Here is a 16,454-nt window from a genome sequence, read left to right as displayed (position 1 = left end):
CCCTGCCGACCATCAACCGGCAAACGCCATGCTCTGGCGCCTTGCCATAGAGCCCCCGCGCTGTCAAAAGCCGCGCGCTTCTGACGGGTGCCTGCCCGTGACGCAAGCCTTTTTCGCATCCACAGTCCCCATAGTGCAAGGAATCCTGTCCGTGAGCGCCTCTGCCACCCCCCGCCCCCGCCGTTTCCTTCCCACTGGCGCTCTCAACGGCACGATCCGCGTCCCCGGCGACAAGTCGATCAGCCACCGCTCGATCATGCTGGGCGCGCTGGCCCTTGGCGAAACGCGGGTCACGGGCCTGCTGGAGGGCGAGGATGTGATGTCCACCGCCGCGGCCATGCGCGCGATGGGCGCGAAAATCGAGAAAACCGAAGATGGCGAATGGATCATCAATGGCGTTGGCGTGGGCGGACTGCTGCAACCGGAAACCGCGCTCGACATGGGCAATTCGGGCACCTCGACTCGCCTGCTGATGGGCCTTGTCGCCAGCCATGGCATCACCGCCACCTTCATCGGCGACGCTTCGCTCTCCAAGCGCCCCATGGGCCGCGTGATCGATCCGCTCTCCACCATGGGTGCTGATTTCACGTCCACAGAAGGCCGCCTGCCGCTGACCATGCGCGGCGCTTCGCCCGCCGTGCCGATCACCTATCGTCTGCCGATGGCCTCGGCTCAGGTCAAATCGGCGGTGCTGCTGGCGGGGCTGAACACGCCGGGCATCACCACCGTGATCGAGCCCGTGCCCACCCGCGACCATTCCGAGCGGATGTTGCGCGGGTTTGGCGCGAATCTGACCGTCGAGGTCGATGAGGAAGGCACCCGCACCATCCAGATTCACGGCCCCGCCGAATTAAAGGGCCAGACCATCGTGGTTCCGGGCGACCCCTCCTCGGCCGCCTTCTTCATCGTCGCGGCGCTGACCGTTCCGGGCAGCGATGTGCTGATCGAAAACGTCGGCCTCAACCCCACCCGCGCCGGGATCGTCACCGTGCTGCGCCAGATGGGCGGCAGCATTGAGGAGGTAAACCCCCGCGAAGTGGGCGGCGAGCCGGTGGCCGATCTGCGCGTGCGCCATTCGGTGTTGCAGGGCATCGAGGTCGATCCCGAAATCGTGCCCAGCATGGTCGATGAATTCCCCGTCCTCTTCGTTGCCGCCGCGCAGGCCAAGGGCCGCACCGTCACCACCGGACTTGAGGAATTGCGCGTCAAGGAAAGCGACCGCATCACCGTGATGCGCGTGGCGCTCGAACTGGCGGGCGCGAATATGACCGAAACCGAGGATGGCCTTATCATCGAAGGCACCGGCGGCGCGCCCCTCCCCGGAACATCGGGCGCGGCCCATGTGGTCACCCATCTCGATCACCGCATCGCCATGAGCATGGCCATCGCGGGGCTCAACAGCATGAACGGCGTGGCCATCGACGACACCAGTCCGATCGCCACCAGCTTCCCCAATTTCGAGGCGCTGCTCGCCAGCCTGGTTGCCAGATGAGCCTGATCACCGGGATTCCCGAAGAGCTTGCCACCGCCTGCGGTTTTGCGGGCATGTCGCTCTGCGTCTTTGCCTATGGCTACACCACGGCCTTTACCGGCAAGCCGCGCGAGCCTAACCCCTTTGTTCAGCACGGCGCCAATCTGGCCGGTGCGCTGCTGCTGGTGATCTCGCTGCTGGTCGATACCAATGCGGCCTCGCTGGCGATGGAGAGCCTGTGGGCGGCCATCGCCTTTGTCGGCCTGATCCGCGCGATGATGGGGAAAAACGCATGATTATCGCCGTCGATGGCCCCACCGCCTCGGGCAAAGGCACCATCGCCAAAGCGCTGGCCGCGCATTACGGCCTGCCGCATCTGGATACCGGGCTGCTCTATCGTGCGGTGGGGCGGCAAGTGGCGTTGAATGGCGGCGATCCTGATGATGCGGGCGATGCGCTGGCGGCCTGCGGCTTTGCCGACAGTTTGCTGGATGATCCCGAATTGCGGTCCGAAGCCTCGGGCGGGCTGGCCAGTCGGGTGTCGGTGCATCCCGCCGTGCGTCAGGCGCTCTATGAACGTCAGCGCGCCTTTGCCACGCAAAGCGGCGGGGCGGTGCTGGACGGGCGCGACATCGGCACAGTGATCGCACCTGAGGCGACCGCCAAGCTGTTCGTCATCGCCAGCGTGGCCGCGCGGGCCGAGCGCCGTCATGCCGAAATGCTGGTGCAGGGCCGCGATGTTGCCCTTGCCGAGATCGAGGCGGATCTTGCGCTGCGCGACGAACGCGACCGCAACCGCAGCGCCGCGCCTTTGCGCGCGGCCGAGGATGCGATCACGCTCGACACATCCGATCTGGGGCGCGATGCGGCGATTGCCGCCGCCATCGCGCTGGTCGAACAGATGCGCTGCCTTAGTGGCGAAGCGTCTTAGTGGCGGAACTGGGCCTGCGTGACCTGAGCCTCCTTGGCCACGGTCTTTTTCTTGGCCGCGGTCTTGGCATGATGGCGCTTCTTGTTCTTCGCTTCCAGCTTGTGGAGGCGGGCCTTGAGGACGGCCACCTGTTCGCGGGCGGCGCGGGCATCGGCGGCGGCGGCGGCGGCAAGTGAATTGGCCGAATTGGCCGAATTGCCTGCGTTTTGCGCGGCCATATTGGCCGCATCGGCCGCACCCTGGGCCCGGCCCGATGCCGCAAGGGCATTATCGGCGGTCCCCTGCGCGCGCGATGCCGCGCCATTGCCTTCCTGAGCGCTGGCATAGGCTTCGTCCGCGCGCGCCTGCGCCCGCTTGACCGAGCCGGTCGTGGCGCAACCCGAAAGCGCGAGAGACGCCGCCACCAGACCCGTCCCCATCAGGCCCAAAGAAATACGCATGGCTTCTCCTCCTTCACAATGTTTCCATCCAGTGGAATTCTGAACAAGCCGGGGCCGTCCTGTGCCGAAAATGAACGAAATGACAAACCCGGATGGTCTGCCCCCGGCGCAAGACGAACCGTGTTGACCCGTTGTCCGGCGCCCACCGCATAGATACCGTACAGGGAGGTATTTCCCTTGCCTTTCGCCCACGTTTGGCCTAGTCGCCGCCAGTCTGCCCGTGGCCTTGGCTGTGGGCGGGTGCTGTGGATGGCATCCGGCCTCCATGGCGGTTCGGCCCTTTTTGGCCCGGCCATCGCATGGTGCGGTGCCGGAGGAAAGACCGGCGGACGGAGGCCCTGTTTTCATGGGGAAACTCCCAACCGCCTGGCCGGAAGAACGTTAGATTTGAAGGACTCTTTTATGAGCACCCCGACCCGCGACGATTTCGCGGCTCTCCTTGACGAATCGCTTGGCGGCGCCGCCAACGGTGGCTTTGAAGGCCGCGTGGTCAAGGGCACCATCACCGCCATCGAAAACGACAAGGCCGTCATCGACGTAGGCCTCAAGAGCGAAGGCCGCGTTCCGCTGCGCGAATTCGCCATGGCCGGTCAGCCCCACGGTCTGTCGGTTGGCGACGAAGTCGAAGTGTTTGTCGACCGCGTCGAAAACGCCGACGGCGAAGCGATGCTCTCGCGTGACCGCGCTCGCCGCGAAGCCGCCTGGGACAAGCTTGAAAACGAATTTGGCGAAGGCAAGCGCGTTGAAGGCGTCATCTTCGGCCGCGTCAAGGGCGGCTTCACCGTCGATCTCGACGGCGCCGTGGCCTTCCTGCCCGGCTCGCAGGTCGACATCCGCCCCGTGCGCGACGTCACCCCGCTGCTCGACGTTCCCCAGCCGTTCCAGATCCTCAAGATGGACCGTCGCCGTGGCAACATCGTCGTGTCGCGCCGCGCCGTTCTGGAAGAAACCCGCGCCGAACAGCGCAGCGGCCTGATCCAGAACCTGTCGGAAGGCCAGATCATCGACGGCGTCGTCAAGAACATCACCGATTACGGTGCGTTCGTTGACCTGGGCGGCATCGACGGCCTGCTGCACGTCACCGACATGAGCTACAAGCGCGTGAACCACCCGAGCGAAGTGATCGCCATCGGCGACACCGTGCGCGTGCAGATCGTCCGCATCAACCAGGACACGCAGCGCATCAGCCTCGGCATGAAGCAGCTGGAATCGGATCCGTGGGATGGCGTTGCCGCCAAGTACCCGGTTGGCGCCAAGCTGCGCGGCACCGTGACCAACATCACCGAATATGGTGCGTTCGTCGAACTGGAAGCCGGCATCGAAGGCCTGGTCCACGTTTCGGAAATGTCCTGGACCAAGAAGAACGTCCACCCCGGCAAGATCGTTTCGACCTCGCAGGAAGTCGACGTGCTGGTGCTGGAAGTCGATTCGGACAAGCGCCGCATCTCGCTCGGCCTCAAGCAGGCCCAGCAGAACCCGTGGGAAGCTTTCGCCGAACGTCACCCGGTTGGTTCGAGCGTCGAGGGCGAAGTCAAGAACGCCACCGAATTCGGCCTCTTCATCGGTCTGGACGGCGAAGTCGACGGCATGGTTCACATGTCGGACATCGCTTGGGGCATCTCGGGCGAAGACGCGCTGGCGCTGCACCGCAAGGGCGAAAGCGTCAAGGCGATCGTGCTTGACGTGGACATCGAGAAGGAGCGTATCTCGCTCGGCATCAAGCAGCTCGAAAAGGGCGCCCCGGCTGCCGGCGGCGTTTCGACCGCTGCTGGTTCGAACCTGAAGCGCAACGAAGTTGTCACCGTGACCGTGCTCGAAGTGCGTGACGGCGGCCTCGAAGTGCAGGCTGGCGACGATGGCGCCACCGGCTTCATCAAGCGTTCGGATCTGGGTCGCGACCGCGACGAACAGCGCCCCGACCGCTTCCAGGTCGGTCAGAAGATCGACGCCATGGTCACCGGTTTCGACCGTTCGAAGAAGCCCAGCTTCTCGATCAAGGCGCGTCAACTGCACGAAGAAAAGGAAGCCGTCGAACAGTACGGTTCGTCGGATGCCGGCGCTTCGCTGGGCGACATCCTGGGCGCCGCTCTGAAGGCCAAGCAGTAAGCTTGAACCTTCGGGCAGTTGCCTGAAACAAAGACCCGCTCGGAGCGATCCGGGCGGGTCTTTTGCTGTTTGGGTGAGAAGAAGAGTTGAATGCGAGGGTCTAGACCCTCGCGCTCCCATTACTGTCTTCGTTGCGCCAAGGGTTCACCATTGCGCCCGGCCTGCCGCGCCGCAGCCTTTAAAAGCGGCTTCGCCGCATGGCACCACCCCACCAACGAAACACCCCCAGTATCGGGATTGCAAAGGGCTTTCGCCCTTTGCCCGCCGGAGGCATAAGCCTTCTCGAATCTCCGTAACAGGACCCCGCGACAATGCTCCTCAAGATCCACCAGTTCCCCTGCCTTTCCGACAATTACGGCTTCCTGCTGCATGATCCCGCCTCGGGCGAAACGGCCTGCATCGACACCCCGGACGCGGAGGAATACCTGCATCAGGCCGAGGCGAAGGGCTGGAGGATCACCCAGATCTGGAACACACATTGGCACAAGGACCATGCGGGCGGGAATGGCGCGATCAAGGCGGCGACAGGTTGCGTGATCACCGCGCCTGCGGGCGATGCGGGCAAGATCGAGGGCGTGGACAGGACGGTGGATCAGGGCGATTCGGTATCGCTGGGGGCTTACCGCGCGCAGGTCATCAATGTGGGCGGGCATACGCTGGGTCATGTGGCCTATCACCTGCCCGAGGCTTCGCTGGCCTTTGTCGGCGATGCGCTGTTTGCTCTGGGCTGCGGACGGATGTTTGAAGGCACCGCGCCGCAATTCTGGGCCAGCCTTGAGCGCATCAAGGCCCTTCCGCCCATAACCACGCTCTATTGCGCGCATGAATATACGGCGAGCAATGCGCGATTCGCGCTGCATGCCGATCCTGACAATGAAGCTTTGTCCGCCTATTCCGAGGAAATCGCCGTCCGGCGCGCGCGAGGCGAAGCGACCGTTCCCTTCTCTCTGGAGCGCGAACTGACCACCAATCCGTTCCTGCGCGCCGACAGCGCCGATATTCAGGCCCGCTGGGGTGCCGATCCGGTCAGCGCCTTTGCCGCCTTGCGTGAGGCCAAAAACAGCTTTTAAGCCGGGCGGCGCTATAGTTTGAACTGCACCATCGCATGAACGACGGACGTCTTGTTCACCCCCGTCACATGCGGCACGAAGCCCACGCGCAGCGGCCCTAATTTGACGCCCGCCATCGCATAGGGTTCGATCAGATGGTTCGGATAGCCGGTAACACCGCCGATTTCGAAGAACAGCGGCAAGTGATCCGTTTCCGCGCGCCACCCGATCTGAAATGAAGGTCGGCGATAGGAATTATAATAGCCGCCCACGACAAAGCCGCATTCGCTTTGGGCGTAAAGACCATAATTTTGATCGTTATAGCCCGGCTTTTCATGAATGGAGAGCAGGTGAAGGCCAATGGCCGCCAAATTCAGACAATTCATCGCCAATTCGTCTCTTTCACCACAAGATCCCGCCCGAAGAGCACAGGCTTTTTGCCCAAGGGATCTTTGCATTTTGCAACGAATGACGACGTAGTCCTGCTCATCCCTCCGCCTCAACGATAGCAACCATAAGGCATCGTTGTATTTTTGGCATTAAGTAGTTATTTTATATGAATTTTAAAGGCGTCACGACTTGGGACTGTCCTGCTCTTCCCGCTTAACGCCATCGAGCAAGCGTTCGGCCCGCTCCTTATCGGCCTTGGCGATCGCCCGCGCAGTCTTGGTTTGACCATGCAGGGTGCGGTTGGCCTGCGCCTGCTTTTCCGCCTCGCCGCGCGCCCGCGCCTTGCGCGCCATGCGCAAATTGATGATCTCCGCCATAAACCCGCCTCCAAACGCAAAAAGCCCCGCCGGAGCGGGGCTTTTCACCAGATCCGCCAAGGATCAGGATTACAGACCGGCGATCGCCGCGTCCACCTGAGCCTTGTCGGCATCGACGCCGTAACGGCCAGCGATCAGACCGCGAGCCGCCGTGGCAGCCGCTTCGGCTGCCTTGGCCTGAAGCTCGGCCACAGCCGCGCGTTCCGCCGCCTCAATCTTGTCGCCGGCGATCTTTTCCCGGCGCGCAATCACAGCGGTGGTGTCGGCTTCGGCCTTGGCGATGATCGCCTCGGCTTCATGCTTGGCATGCTCGACCAGTTGCGCGGCTTCCTTTTCGGCACCGGCAATACGGGCGGCATATTCTGCGCGCAGCTTGTCGGCTTCGGCGCGCAGCGCCTTGGCTTCGGCGAGCTGCTTGCGGATTTCGGCAATGCTGCCGTCCAGCCCCTTGGTGATCACCGAGGGAACCTTGAGCACGATGGCGATCAGGATCAGCACCGCCATCGAAGCAGCAACGATCTGCGGCGCCGAGGCAACACCCAGCATCAGCGGTTCGGCAGCTTCGTGCCCGCCATGTTCGGCAGCACCGGCAGCCAGAACGGCCAGAGTAGCAAGATCAGCCATGGAGGACCTCCTTCACGGCGGCGCGGGCAGCATCGCCTTCCACGCTCAGACCGGCAAGGCGGGCGACGATGTCGCTGGCCGCTTCGCTGGCAACGGTTTCGATTTCGGTCAGCGCCTGTGCGCGGGCCGTGGCAAGGCGCGCATCGGCCTCGGCCATACGGGCGTCGATCACAGAGGCAGCCTGAGCCAGACGGGCTTCGCTCGCCTTGGTGCCTTCGGCCTTGGCCTTGGCGATCAGGGCCTGAGCTTCGGCGCGCTGCTTGTTGCTGGTCGCGGCCCAATTGGCCTCTTCCGATTCAGCGGCGCGGCGCGCGGCTTCGGCGGCGGCCAGATCATCAGCGATCTGCTTGTCGCGATTTGCCACCGTTGCCTGAACCTTGGGCACAAAGCCGCGGCCAACAACAAAGAAGACAAATCCGAAGAAGATCAGCGCCCAGAAGATCTGGGACGCATAGGTTGCGGATAGCTGCGCAATCTGAGGCATCACTTAGGTTCCGGTCGCTGTGCGTCGGGCCGGATGGACCCAAACGGTATCACCGCAAGGCCGCGGCATTGCCCCATAAGGCAAGATCCGGGCCGGGAAAATCAAAGGCGATCCCGACCGGGGCAAAGCGCCCCGGCCAGCATCACCTTGGTATTCGTTCAGGCGACGAAGATCAGGATCATCGCCACGACGAACGAGAGCAGACCCAGAAGTTCAGCAGCCGCGAAGCCGATGAACAGACGGCCCTGCTGGCCATCAGCGGCGCCGGGGTTACGCAGAGCGGATTCGAGGAACGAACCGAACACGTTGCCCACGCCCAGAGCAGCGACACCAGCGCCGATAGCAGCCAGACCAGCACCGATGAGCTTTGCGCTTGCAGGTTCCATTTCCATAACTCCTTTTGAACGAATTTCGTTGGTTGAAAGGCTTTGATGTACGTCTTGAAAACTTAGTGCAGGTTTTCGGCGTCGTTGAGATACAGCGAGGTCAACAGAGCGAAAACATAGGCCTGGATGCCAGCCACCAGAATTTCCAGCGCGCAAATGGCGATCATCAACCCAAAGCTGGGCAGGCCGACAACCGCGCCCCACAGCACGCCCGAATTGGCCGAGCTGATGACGAAGCTGGAGAGCACTTCGAGCAGCACGTGGCCCGCCATCATCGCCACGAAAAGACGCAGCGCGAGAGAGAAGGGACGCACGAGGAACGAAATCAGCTCGATAAAGGGAATCAGCCACAGCAGCCATGCAGGCGTGCCATGTGGCACGAACAGGCTGAAAAAGTGCAGGCCATGGCGGGCAAAGCCCACGATCAGCACGATCGAGAAGGACAGGATCGCCAGAACGCCGGTCACCGTAAAGTGGCTGGTCGCGGTGAAAGGATGGATCCCGAACAGGCCCAGCGGCAGCAGGCCCAGAACGTTCGAGAAGAGAATGAAGCTGAACAGCGAGAAGATGTAGGGCACATACTTCTTGCCCTTGGGGCCAACATTGGCGGCCAGCAGGCTGTCAATAAAGCCAACCAGACCTTCAACCATCACCTGCCAGCGGCCGGGAACGGTCTGCCCCTTGGCGCCGCCCGCGACAAACGCGAAAAGCACGCCAACCGAGATCAGCATCCACAGCGCCGAATTGGTGAAAGCAATGTTGTGCCCGGCAATGGTCCACTGATCGGTGCCAAAAAGCGGCTCGATCAAGAACTGGTGCATCGGATCGACTTTGCCCTGTTCGGCCACGCTTTATGCCCCCTTGCCTATGCATCGTAAGCGGCCGTTTAAAACCCCTTCGTTGGGGCGACCTTGTTCAGAGGCCATGCTCTGTTCAAGGATCATTCAGACCGCCGGGTGGAAATCCGGATAATGTTCCTGAAAGCGGCGAAGGTGCCAAGCCCCATCACCACCAACAGACCCCAATGGCCGCGCCCGATCAACTGGTCGATAGTCCAGCCTATGAACGCACCGCCACCGATCCCCGCGATCAGTTCGGCCAGAACCCGGTTGCCCAGACGATAGCTATCGTCAGATTGCGCCCCCGCATTCGGCGTTTTACGCATTTCCTCCCGCTCTCGAACGGCGTTAATCCGTTCATCAAGCGATGCGAGGCGCGCATCCTCACCGCGTTGATCCTGTGCCTCCGGCTCGTCGCTCAACTCTCTCTCCCGCCTACCTGTCCTTTGAACCGGACTGTGGGGCCAAAAAGAGCCTTGTGCAACGGCTGTCCGCTCAGGGCGCCTGCCCCTTAGGCGGGGGGTTAGCCCAAGTCAACCGGTCGCTAGGTAGTAGTAAGGTAGCATAAAGCCGTTCGCGCCATTTTCAGGCGGGTACGTATGCGCAGAAAATGCGGGAACCGGCAAATATCGCGCAATTGTCCGACATCTGCGCGGCCTTGCGCGAATCACCTGTACCAAAGACCGATCCGGCAAAGGGCAAAGAAAAACCGCGCGGGAACCATGCCCCACGCGGTCTATCCTAACAACGGTTATGCCTGTTTACGCAGGACAGCGGCTGTCACGCACCGGCGCGGCCCCGCCCCTCACCTGCCAACTGCCGTCGGGGGTCTGATACTTTTCCCCCGGCTGGGTCTGCATCACCAGCTTGCATCCGGTGGTGAAGGCATATTCCTCGACGGTGGCATGCTGGGCCTGGGCGCGTTCGGCATAGACCGCCTTGCGCTTGATGTTGATGTCATCGACAATCCGCTTGAGATCGGGCGTCGAGGCACCCACGATCCCCAGATAACCGGTGGGCATTTCGCCCACCTGTCCGGCCGAACGCGCGGCGGCATAGGCCGGATCGCGAACCTGCGCCATGGCATCGCCCGCCATTGCCGGAACAAGCAGCGCGGCGGCCAAAAAGGGCGAAACAGAAGCAAAAACGCGCGACATCAGAAGATATCCTTATTGCTATCAATCGTTTTGCCCGCATCAGCGGCCAGACGATAGATGACTTCCTGTTTGATGTTGATGTTCAGCTCGATCACGATCGGCTTATCAGGCGCGCTTACGGTGATACACCCCGAGAGCGCACCGGTCATTCCCAGCAAAAGAGCCGAAACCCCCAGCCGGACGGGTCGTTTGCGCCAGAACACTGGCATTTCTGGCAACAGACGTCCGCCCGGCCCCTGTGCCCTGCCATGTCGTGCTTCCCGCTGGTCCATACGGGAATCTTTTGCCACGGCGGGGCGGTGGGTCAATCTATTACGCTTCATGGACGATGCTCGCTGACTGAAGGCTGAATGGTTGCGGTTTTTGGCAGAGGGTTCTGCGTCGGCATGATCCGCATGGACGGCAGGGTCAGGCCCTTGTCACGCGGATCGCCGATATAGTTCGAATCGTAAAGCGAACGCAGCGACCCGATCAGTTGATAGAAAGGCGCGCGGATGTTCACATTGAATTGCAAAGGCAATTTGGCCACCTGACGAGTCAGGAAATTCTTCGAGGCGCCCTTGCCCTGCCGCAATCCCTTCATGGAAACCCGCGTCACCACCTCGCCGGCCAAATCGCCATCGAGCCCGATTCGCATTTCCTTGAATTGCACATCGCGCAAGGTGCGGAACGCCAGATTCGCCATCGGCGTCAGATCGCGATAGCTCAGCTCGCCCACATAGGACACCGACCCGCCGCCGGGCCGCGAAATCAGCTCGCCGCCCGAAACGCGCCCGCCGTTCTGGTCGAAAACCAAGGGGATGCGCCCGTCGAACAGGCCCGTTGCCGCCAGATTGGACACGTCCATATGCGTGATCAGCTTGGCCGCGTTCACCGACGAAAGCTTCAATTCGAATCGGCGCACCGCCGCCCCGCCCAATTGCAGTTTGGTCGGCAACATCTCCATCTCGCCATCAAGGAAGGGCCAGCGCGCATCCTCGATTTCCAGCAGATAGCCCGGATGCATGGTAAAGCGCATCTTGCCATCGGTGGCCTCGATGCCCGGATTGATCGAACCGATGCGCAAGGTCTGGTGCGGCGCGGTGACAAGGCCCAGCAGATCTGTGAACTCCACCGTCCCGGCCAGGCCCTTGACCGGCCCGGCCATACCCGCAAAATCAAAGCTCTGGGTGGTGATCCTGCCATGGCTTGTCACCTTGCCGTCGGCCCAGTCGATCCGCCCCGTGCCGTCGAATCGCCCGGCCGCATTGGCAATCGTGCCCAGCGCCAGCGCGGTCAGTCGATCAGGCTGCAACCCGGCATCAAAGGTCAGCCCGTCCAGCGTCAGATCGGCAAAACCCTTGGCGCCCGCCAATTCATGCGTGATCGCCACCTGCACGATCTGCCGGTCGCTCTTGGGTTCGCGCAGCACAGCATCGGCGCGAATCATCCCATCCTTCATGGTCAGACTGGCGCCATGCGCGGAAAGCGGGGCAAATCGCGCCTTGGTCGGCGATGGTTCCACATCGCTCACCTGCATCGCCACATCGCTGAGCACCAGCGCGCCGCCAGCATAGCGCCATTGCCCCGCGCCATCCTTGATCAGCATCGGCACCGCAGCCAGCGATCCCTCCAGCCCCTTGAATTCGCCTGCGGCCCCCGCGCCCATCAGCACCGTCACCGAGGCCAGCTTCAGGGCCGTCCCTTCGCCCGCCTTGCCCAGTTGCACGGAAAGCGCCTGGGCGTTGAGCGCCGCGTCACGTCCGGCCCCGGCGCGCAGCTCCAACGGCCCGCTGTTCAGCTTCAACGGCGAATCGCCCAGCCGCCCGTTCAGATCCAGCCCCGCCAGCCTGACGCCCGCGCGCCATCCGCCCCGATCCAGCGCCAGCAAAGGCCCGGACAGCGGACAGGCCGCAACCTTGCCCGCGCTCAGGCTAACCCCATTGGCGTCCAGCCCGGAAAAGCTGAGCGGCACGCAGGACGACCACAGGCGCGCCCCGCCCTTATCGCCCACGCCGTCGAGCGGCAGGCGCAAAGCCGCCACCTTCACCCCCGGCGCCAGCGCGCCCGAGGCCAGAGCCTCGCCCCGCCAGCGGATTTCGCCGCCCTTGGTCGTAATCTCCATCCGGGGCAGCGCCAAAGCCGCGCCATTGTCCGCGCGATATTCAGCCATGCTCAAGCGAATCGGTCCACCATTCTTGGGAATTTCGGCCAGAATGCGTGGCAACCCCGGCGCCGCGCTGCGCAGCGATCCGGTAAAGCGTGGCACCTTTGCCGAATCGCTGATCAGCGTCAGCCGGTCGCCATCAAGCAAGGGCATGCCCGATTCTCCGATCAGCCGCAGCAGCGGCGCGACCAGACTGAAGCGTCCCTCGCCCGCATGGAGGTTGAACCGGCCCTCGATACGGCTGCGCGGAGTTTCCTTGCGCAGGCCCGCCTCGATCCGCGCGATCAGCGGCTCGGCCAGCGTCCCCGCCGCCCCGGCCCGCGCCTTGGCCAGCGCGGCATAGCTGGCCTTGTCGGGTACAATGCCCTGCCCCGAAATCGTGCCGTCGCCATCGATCCGCGCCATGGTCAAAGGCGCGCGCAGGCGACCCTCGATCCCCACTTCGCGCGCAGCAACGCCCGTGGCGGTCAGATCATGCGCGGCGATCCGCCCCATCGCATTGACCGCCGAATCGCGCAGCGCCAGTCGCAAAGGCCCGGTGATCGCCCCGATCCGCGCGCCCGGCATATCCAGCGCGCCGGTCCGCAGCGCCAGATCGACCTGACCGCCATCAAGCAATTCGTCCAGCCTGCCCTTCACCCCAACCTGCGAAGCGCCCAGCCGGATCGCCCCGCAAGAAGCGGGCAGCAGATGCGCCGTGCCGTCCAGCATCGGCGATCCGCCCTTCACGGCGATCCGCCCGATCATCCGCCCGCCGCCCGCGCATCCCCCGCCGCGCAAATGCGGCGCCGACACCACCAGCGCGCCGCCAAAGCCGCCCGCCAGATTGCCCCGGCCCGACACCACCGCGCCCACTCCGCCCGCAGGCGTGGCCAGAGCCATGACCCCATCGGTAATCCGCAGGTCGATCGCGGGCAGGCCCGAAGGCTTGCCACCGCCCTTCATCAAAGTATCGATCACGCCGAAACTGATGCGCCCGTCCTTCATCGCGGCAAAGATGCGCGGCGATGAAACGTCCACCCGCGAAATGCCCGGCGTCAAGCCCACCATCCCGGCCCAGACCTCGATCCGGGGAATCACCGCATCGGGATGACGAGCATCGCCCACCACCACATCGGCCAGCACCGCATGGCGCGTATCAAGATCGACCACCTTATAACTGGCCGCCAGCCCCAGACGCACCAATTCGCGTCGCAGCACCGCATCGGCAATCGACAGCCTTTCGGCCCAGCCCAGACCCAGCGCGAGCGCCACCAATCCCGCCCCGGCAAGGGCCAATTGGCGTCCGCGCCCACGCGGCGGGCTCGTTACTTCATCATCGGTGGGCAATTCATCCATCACCTACAGACTCTTGCGCGAGGGGGCCGGGAAAGGCAATGCTTATACGCAATTGCCGCGATCAGTCGCCGCGAGGGACCGGGGGATGGATGTGACCAGCGATGATGATGCCTTCAACACCCGCCCGTCCCCCGACCGCCTGCGTGAGACGCATCTTGGCACTTTGTTTTCTGCACAGGACCTGAATCCCGCCCCGCCCTCGGGCGAAAAGCTGCAACAGATCGCCCATGGTCCCTCGGGCCACCGCGCGCGTTTGCGCAAGAGATTGCTGGAGGGCGGCGAAGGGGCGCTGGCCGATCATGAGATCGTGGAATATCTTTTGATGACCGCCATTCCCCGCCGCGACACCAAGCCGCTGGCGCGCAGCCTGCTGGCGCGGTTTGGTTCGCTGGCCGGGGTGTTCAATGCCGATTCGGCGGCGCTGGCCGCACATCCCGGCATGGGCGAAACCAGCGCGGCCGCCATCCGCATCGTTGCTCTGGCCACGCGCCGCTTTGCCCGCCATCAGGTCAGCGAGCAGCCGATCTTCAATACGTGGCAGATGCTGATCTCTTATCTGACCGTGGACATGGCGCATTTGAAGGTCGAACGGGTGCGCGCGCTTTATCTGGACACCAAGAACCGCCTGATCCGCGACGAACATCTGGGCGACGGCAGTCTGGACGAAGCGGCGATCCACCCGCGCGAGGTGATCCGCAAGGCGCTGGATCTGGGCGCCGCCTCAATGATTCTGGTCCACAATCACCCCTCCGGATCGCCCGAGCCCAGCCGGGCCGATATCCAGATCACGCAGAAGATTGCCGAGGCGGGCCATCATCTGGGCATTAGCGTGCATGATCATGTCGTGATCGGGCGCGAGGGGCATGTATCGCTCCGCCAACGCGGCCTCTTATAAGGTGCCGGCGGGGGCTTTTGTAACGCAAAACTTGCCTTTCGGCGCATGAGGCCCTAGCGGCGCGAGCAAGAGAATCTGCGCCGGAGACACATATGGTACCCCGTTACGCCCGCCCCGCGATGACCGCGATCTGGGAGCCCGAAGCCCGTTACAAGATCTGGTTCGAGATCGAAGCCCATGCCACGCAAAAGCTGGGCGAGCTGGGCGTTGTGCCCGCAAGCGGCCCCAAGGCGCTGTGGGACTGGTGGGCGACCAATCCGGTGATCGACGTTGCCGCCATCGACGCCAAGGAAGCCATCCTCAAGCATGACGTGATCGCCTTCCTCGACTGGGTTGCCGAACAGGTCGGCCCCGAGGCGCGCTTCATGCATCAGGGCATGACCTCCTCGGACGTGCTGGACACCACGCTTTCGGTGCAGCTGGCCAAGGCCGCCGACATCCTGATCGAGGACATCGACGCGCTGCTGGCCGCGATCAAGCGCCGCGCGTTTGAACACAAATACACCCCCACCATCGGGCGCAGCCACGGCATCCACGCCGAACCGACCACCTTCGGCAAGAAGCTGGCCGAGGCCTATGCCGAATTCACCCGCAACCGTGCGCGTCTGGTTGCTGCGCGTGAAGACATCGCCACCTGCGCGATTTCGGGCGCGGTCGGCACTTTCGCCAACATCGACCCCAGCGTCGAAGTCTATGTGGCCGAACAGATGGGCCTGTCGGTCGAGCCGGTCTCCACGCAGGTCATCCCGCGCGACCGCCATGCGATGTTTTTTGCAACGCTGGGCGTCATCGCCAGCTCCATCGAACGCCTCGCCGTGGAAATCCGCCACCTTCAGCGCACCGAAGTTCTCGAAGCGGAAGAATATTTCTCGCCCGGCCAGAAGGGTTCGAGCGCGATGCCGCACAAGCGCAACCCGGTGCTGACCGAAAACCTGACGGGTCTGGCCCGCGTGGTGCGTTCGGCGGTTACGCCCGCGCTGGAAAACGTGGCGCTCTGGCATGAGCGCGACATTTCGCACTCCTCGGTCGAACGCTACATCGGCCCGGACGCCACGATCACGCTCGACTTTGCCCTCGCCCGTCTGACCGGCGTAGTCGACAAGCTGGTGATTTACCCTGAGCGCATGCAGAAGAACCTCGACCGCATGGGTGGTCTGGTCCATTCGCAGCGCGTGCTGCTGGCCCTGACACAGGCCGGTCTGGAGCGCGATGCTTCCTACCGTCTGGTGCAGCGCAATGCGATGAAGGTGTGGGAATCGGACGGCCAGCTTTCGCTGCTCGAACTGCTCAAGGCCGACCCCGAAGTGGCCGCTGCCCTCACCCCGCAGCAGCTCGAGGACAAGTTCAACCTCGACTATCACTTCAAGGCTGTCGACACGATCTTTGATCGCGTGTTCGGCGCCTGAAACGATCAGGGGGCGCCTTAGATAGGCGCCCCTTTTCATCCGCATCATTACGGCCTAGCATGCTTGTTCATGAATGGCCGCGCAGGAGGGGATGACCTTGCAGATCTTACGGACGGCACTCTGGATCCTGGCGGCGGTGTTGATCTCGTCTTTTTTGGCGATCAACTGGCAAAAGACTTCGATCAATTTGTGGCCGCTGGAAAATAGCTATCTGCATGTTGATTGGCCGGTGGGGCTGATTGCGCTGGCCGCTTTTGTGGCGGGCATGGTGCCGGTGTGGCTTTTGGCCAAGGCGAAGATCTGGCGGTTGAACCGCCGCATCGCGGGGCTTGAAAACACGCTGCGCGCCGCCACCCCCACGCCTCCGATCGCCACCGCAACCCAGCTCGACGCCGCTGCCGAGAAGAATTGAGAC

The 16,454-nt window shown here is 63.3% G+C and carries 19 protein-coding genes; 8 read left to right on the top strand and 11 right to left on the bottom strand.

The window, feature by feature from the left end; genetic code table 11:
* The first annotated feature begins 28 nt into the window (after nt 1-28).
* From aroA to FHW96_RS13670, 3 genes are read left to right on the top strand one after another with little or no spacing between them, the layout of a single operon-like run.
* Nucleotides 29-1,492, top strand: a complete 1,464-nt coding sequence (gene aroA / locus FHW96_RS13680) for a 3-phosphoshikimate 1-carboxyvinyltransferase (RefSeq protein ID WP_172341140.1) — start codon at nt 29-31, stop codon at nt 1,490-1,492.
* Complete coding sequence (locus tag FHW96_RS13675; RefSeq protein ID WP_172341139.1) at nt 1,489-1,767, top strand: permease; 279 nt, start codon at nt 1,489-1,491, stop codon at nt 1,765-1,767. Before aroA ends, FHW96_RS13675 begins: the two co-directional genes overlap by 4 nt.
* Nucleotides 1,764-2,402 (top strand): d(CMP) kinase, encoded by a 639-nt coding sequence (locus FHW96_RS13670; RefSeq protein WP_172341138.1) that lies wholly within the window; start codon nt 1,764-1,766, stop codon nt 2,400-2,402. The genes FHW96_RS13675 and FHW96_RS13670 overlap by 4 nt, the downstream gene beginning before the upstream one ends.
* On the opposite strand, the gene FHW96_RS26595 is transcribed toward FHW96_RS13670, so the two are convergent.
* Nucleotides 2,399-2,842, bottom strand: a complete 444-nt coding sequence (locus FHW96_RS26595) for a hypothetical protein (RefSeq protein ID WP_172341137.1) — start codon at nt 2,840-2,842, stop codon at nt 2,399-2,401. The two genes, FHW96_RS13670 and FHW96_RS26595, sit on opposite strands and share 4 nt — an antisense overlap.
* 402 nt (nt 2,843-3,244) lie before the next feature.
* On the opposite strand from FHW96_RS26595, the gene rpsA reads away from it, so the two are divergent.
* Together rpsA and gloB are read left to right on the top strand one after the other, a co-directional pair.
* Nucleotides 3,245-4,948 (top strand): 30S ribosomal protein S1, encoded by a 1,704-nt coding sequence (gene rpsA, locus FHW96_RS13660; RefSeq protein ID WP_172341136.1) that lies wholly within the window; start codon nt 3,245-3,247, stop codon nt 4,946-4,948.
* Between the two features lie 311 nt (nt 4,949-5,259).
* On the top strand, nt 5,260-6,018 hold the full coding sequence (gloB, locus tag FHW96_RS13655) for a hydroxyacylglutathione hydrolase (protein WP_172341135.1): 759 nt from the start codon (nt 5,260-5,262) through the stop codon (nt 6,016-6,018).
* 11 nt (nt 6,019-6,029) lie between these two features.
* Here gloB and FHW96_RS13650 read toward each other — a convergent pair whose 3' ends face one another.
* The 10 genes from FHW96_RS13650 to FHW96_RS13605 form a co-directional block, all read right to left on the bottom strand.
* Complete coding sequence (locus tag FHW96_RS13650) at nt 6,030-6,383, bottom strand: hypothetical protein (protein ID WP_172341134.1); 354 nt, start codon at nt 6,381-6,383, stop codon at nt 6,030-6,032.
* A 186-nt stretch (nt 6,384-6,569) separates the two neighbouring features.
* Complete coding sequence (locus FHW96_RS13645) at nt 6,570-6,764, bottom strand: DUF4169 family protein (RefSeq protein ID WP_172341133.1); 195 nt, start codon at nt 6,762-6,764, stop codon at nt 6,570-6,572.
* A 69-nt stretch (nt 6,765-6,833) separates the two neighbouring features.
* The gene (locus FHW96_RS13640; protein ID WP_172341132.1) at nt 6,834-7,388 is read right to left on the bottom strand and encodes a hypothetical protein; all 555 of its coding nucleotides are present in this window, start codon (nt 7,386-7,388) and stop codon (nt 6,834-6,836) included.
* Nucleotides 7,381-7,872: an ATPase gene (locus FHW96_RS13635; protein ID WP_172341131.1), complete on the bottom strand. Its 492-nt coding sequence runs from the start codon at nt 7,870-7,872 to the stop codon at nt 7,381-7,383. The genes FHW96_RS13640 and FHW96_RS13635 overlap by 8 nt, the downstream gene beginning before the upstream one ends.
* A 158-nt stretch (nt 7,873-8,030) precedes the next feature.
* Nucleotides 8,031-8,258: a F0F1 ATP synthase subunit C gene (locus FHW96_RS13630; protein WP_168603674.1), complete on the bottom strand. Its 228-nt coding sequence runs from the start codon at nt 8,256-8,258 to the stop codon at nt 8,031-8,033.
* Between the two features lie 62 nt (nt 8,259-8,320).
* Complete coding sequence (locus FHW96_RS13625; protein WP_216650904.1) at nt 8,321-9,079, bottom strand: F0F1 ATP synthase subunit A; 759 nt, start codon at nt 9,077-9,079, stop codon at nt 8,321-8,323.
* A gap of 119 nt (nt 9,080-9,198) precedes the next feature.
* Nucleotides 9,199-9,519 (bottom strand): AtpZ/AtpI family protein, encoded by a 321-nt coding sequence (locus FHW96_RS13620; RefSeq protein ID WP_172341129.1) that lies wholly within the window; start codon nt 9,517-9,519, stop codon nt 9,199-9,201.
* Between the two features lie 339 nt (nt 9,520-9,858).
* Entirely contained in the window at nt 9,859-10,254 is a 396-nt protein-coding gene (locus FHW96_RS13615; RefSeq protein WP_172341128.1) for a YdbL family protein, read from the bottom strand.
* Nucleotides 10,254-10,526 (bottom strand): YnbE family lipoprotein, encoded by a 273-nt coding sequence (locus FHW96_RS13610; RefSeq protein WP_246404147.1) that lies wholly within the window; start codon nt 10,524-10,526, stop codon nt 10,254-10,256. The genes FHW96_RS13615 and FHW96_RS13610 overlap by 1 nt, the downstream gene beginning before the upstream one ends.
* 47 nt (nt 10,527-10,573) lie before the next feature.
* Nucleotides 10,574-13,738 carry a YdbH domain-containing protein gene (locus tag FHW96_RS13605; protein ID WP_253950964.1) on the bottom strand — a complete coding sequence of 1,055 codons (3,165 nt, stop codon included), beginning with the start codon at nt 13,736-13,738 and terminating at the stop codon, nt 10,574-10,576.
* Nucleotides 13,739-13,823: 85 nt separating this feature from the next.
* Here FHW96_RS13605 and radC point away from each other — a divergent pair, with 85 nt between their 5' ends.
* The 3 genes from radC (at nt 13,824) to FHW96_RS13590 (ending at nt 16,451) form a co-directional block, all read left to right on the top strand.
* A complete protein-coding gene (radC, locus tag FHW96_RS13600; protein WP_172341126.1) occupies nt 13,824-14,633 on the top strand; it encodes a DNA repair protein RadC in 810 nt (269 codons plus the stop codon).
* Nucleotides 14,634-14,725: 92 nt separating this feature from the next.
* On the top strand, nt 14,726-16,039 hold the full coding sequence (gene purB / locus FHW96_RS13595) for an adenylosuccinate lyase (RefSeq protein WP_172341125.1): 1,314 nt from the start codon (nt 14,726-14,728) through the stop codon (nt 16,037-16,039).
* Between the two features lie 73 nt (nt 16,040-16,112).
* Nucleotides 16,113-16,451, top strand: a complete 339-nt coding sequence (locus FHW96_RS13590) for a lipopolysaccharide assembly protein LapA domain-containing protein (RefSeq protein ID WP_172341124.1) — start codon at nt 16,113-16,115, stop codon at nt 16,449-16,451.
* Nucleotides 16,452-16,454 lie beyond the last annotated feature (3 nt).

The organism is Novosphingobium sp. SG751A, from assembly GCF_013149295.1.
In the GTDB taxonomy this organism is placed as follows: domain Bacteria; phylum Pseudomonadota; class Alphaproteobacteria; order Sphingomonadales; family Sphingomonadaceae; genus Novosphingobium.
This window is presented reverse-complemented; position numbering and strand designations above follow the sequence as displayed.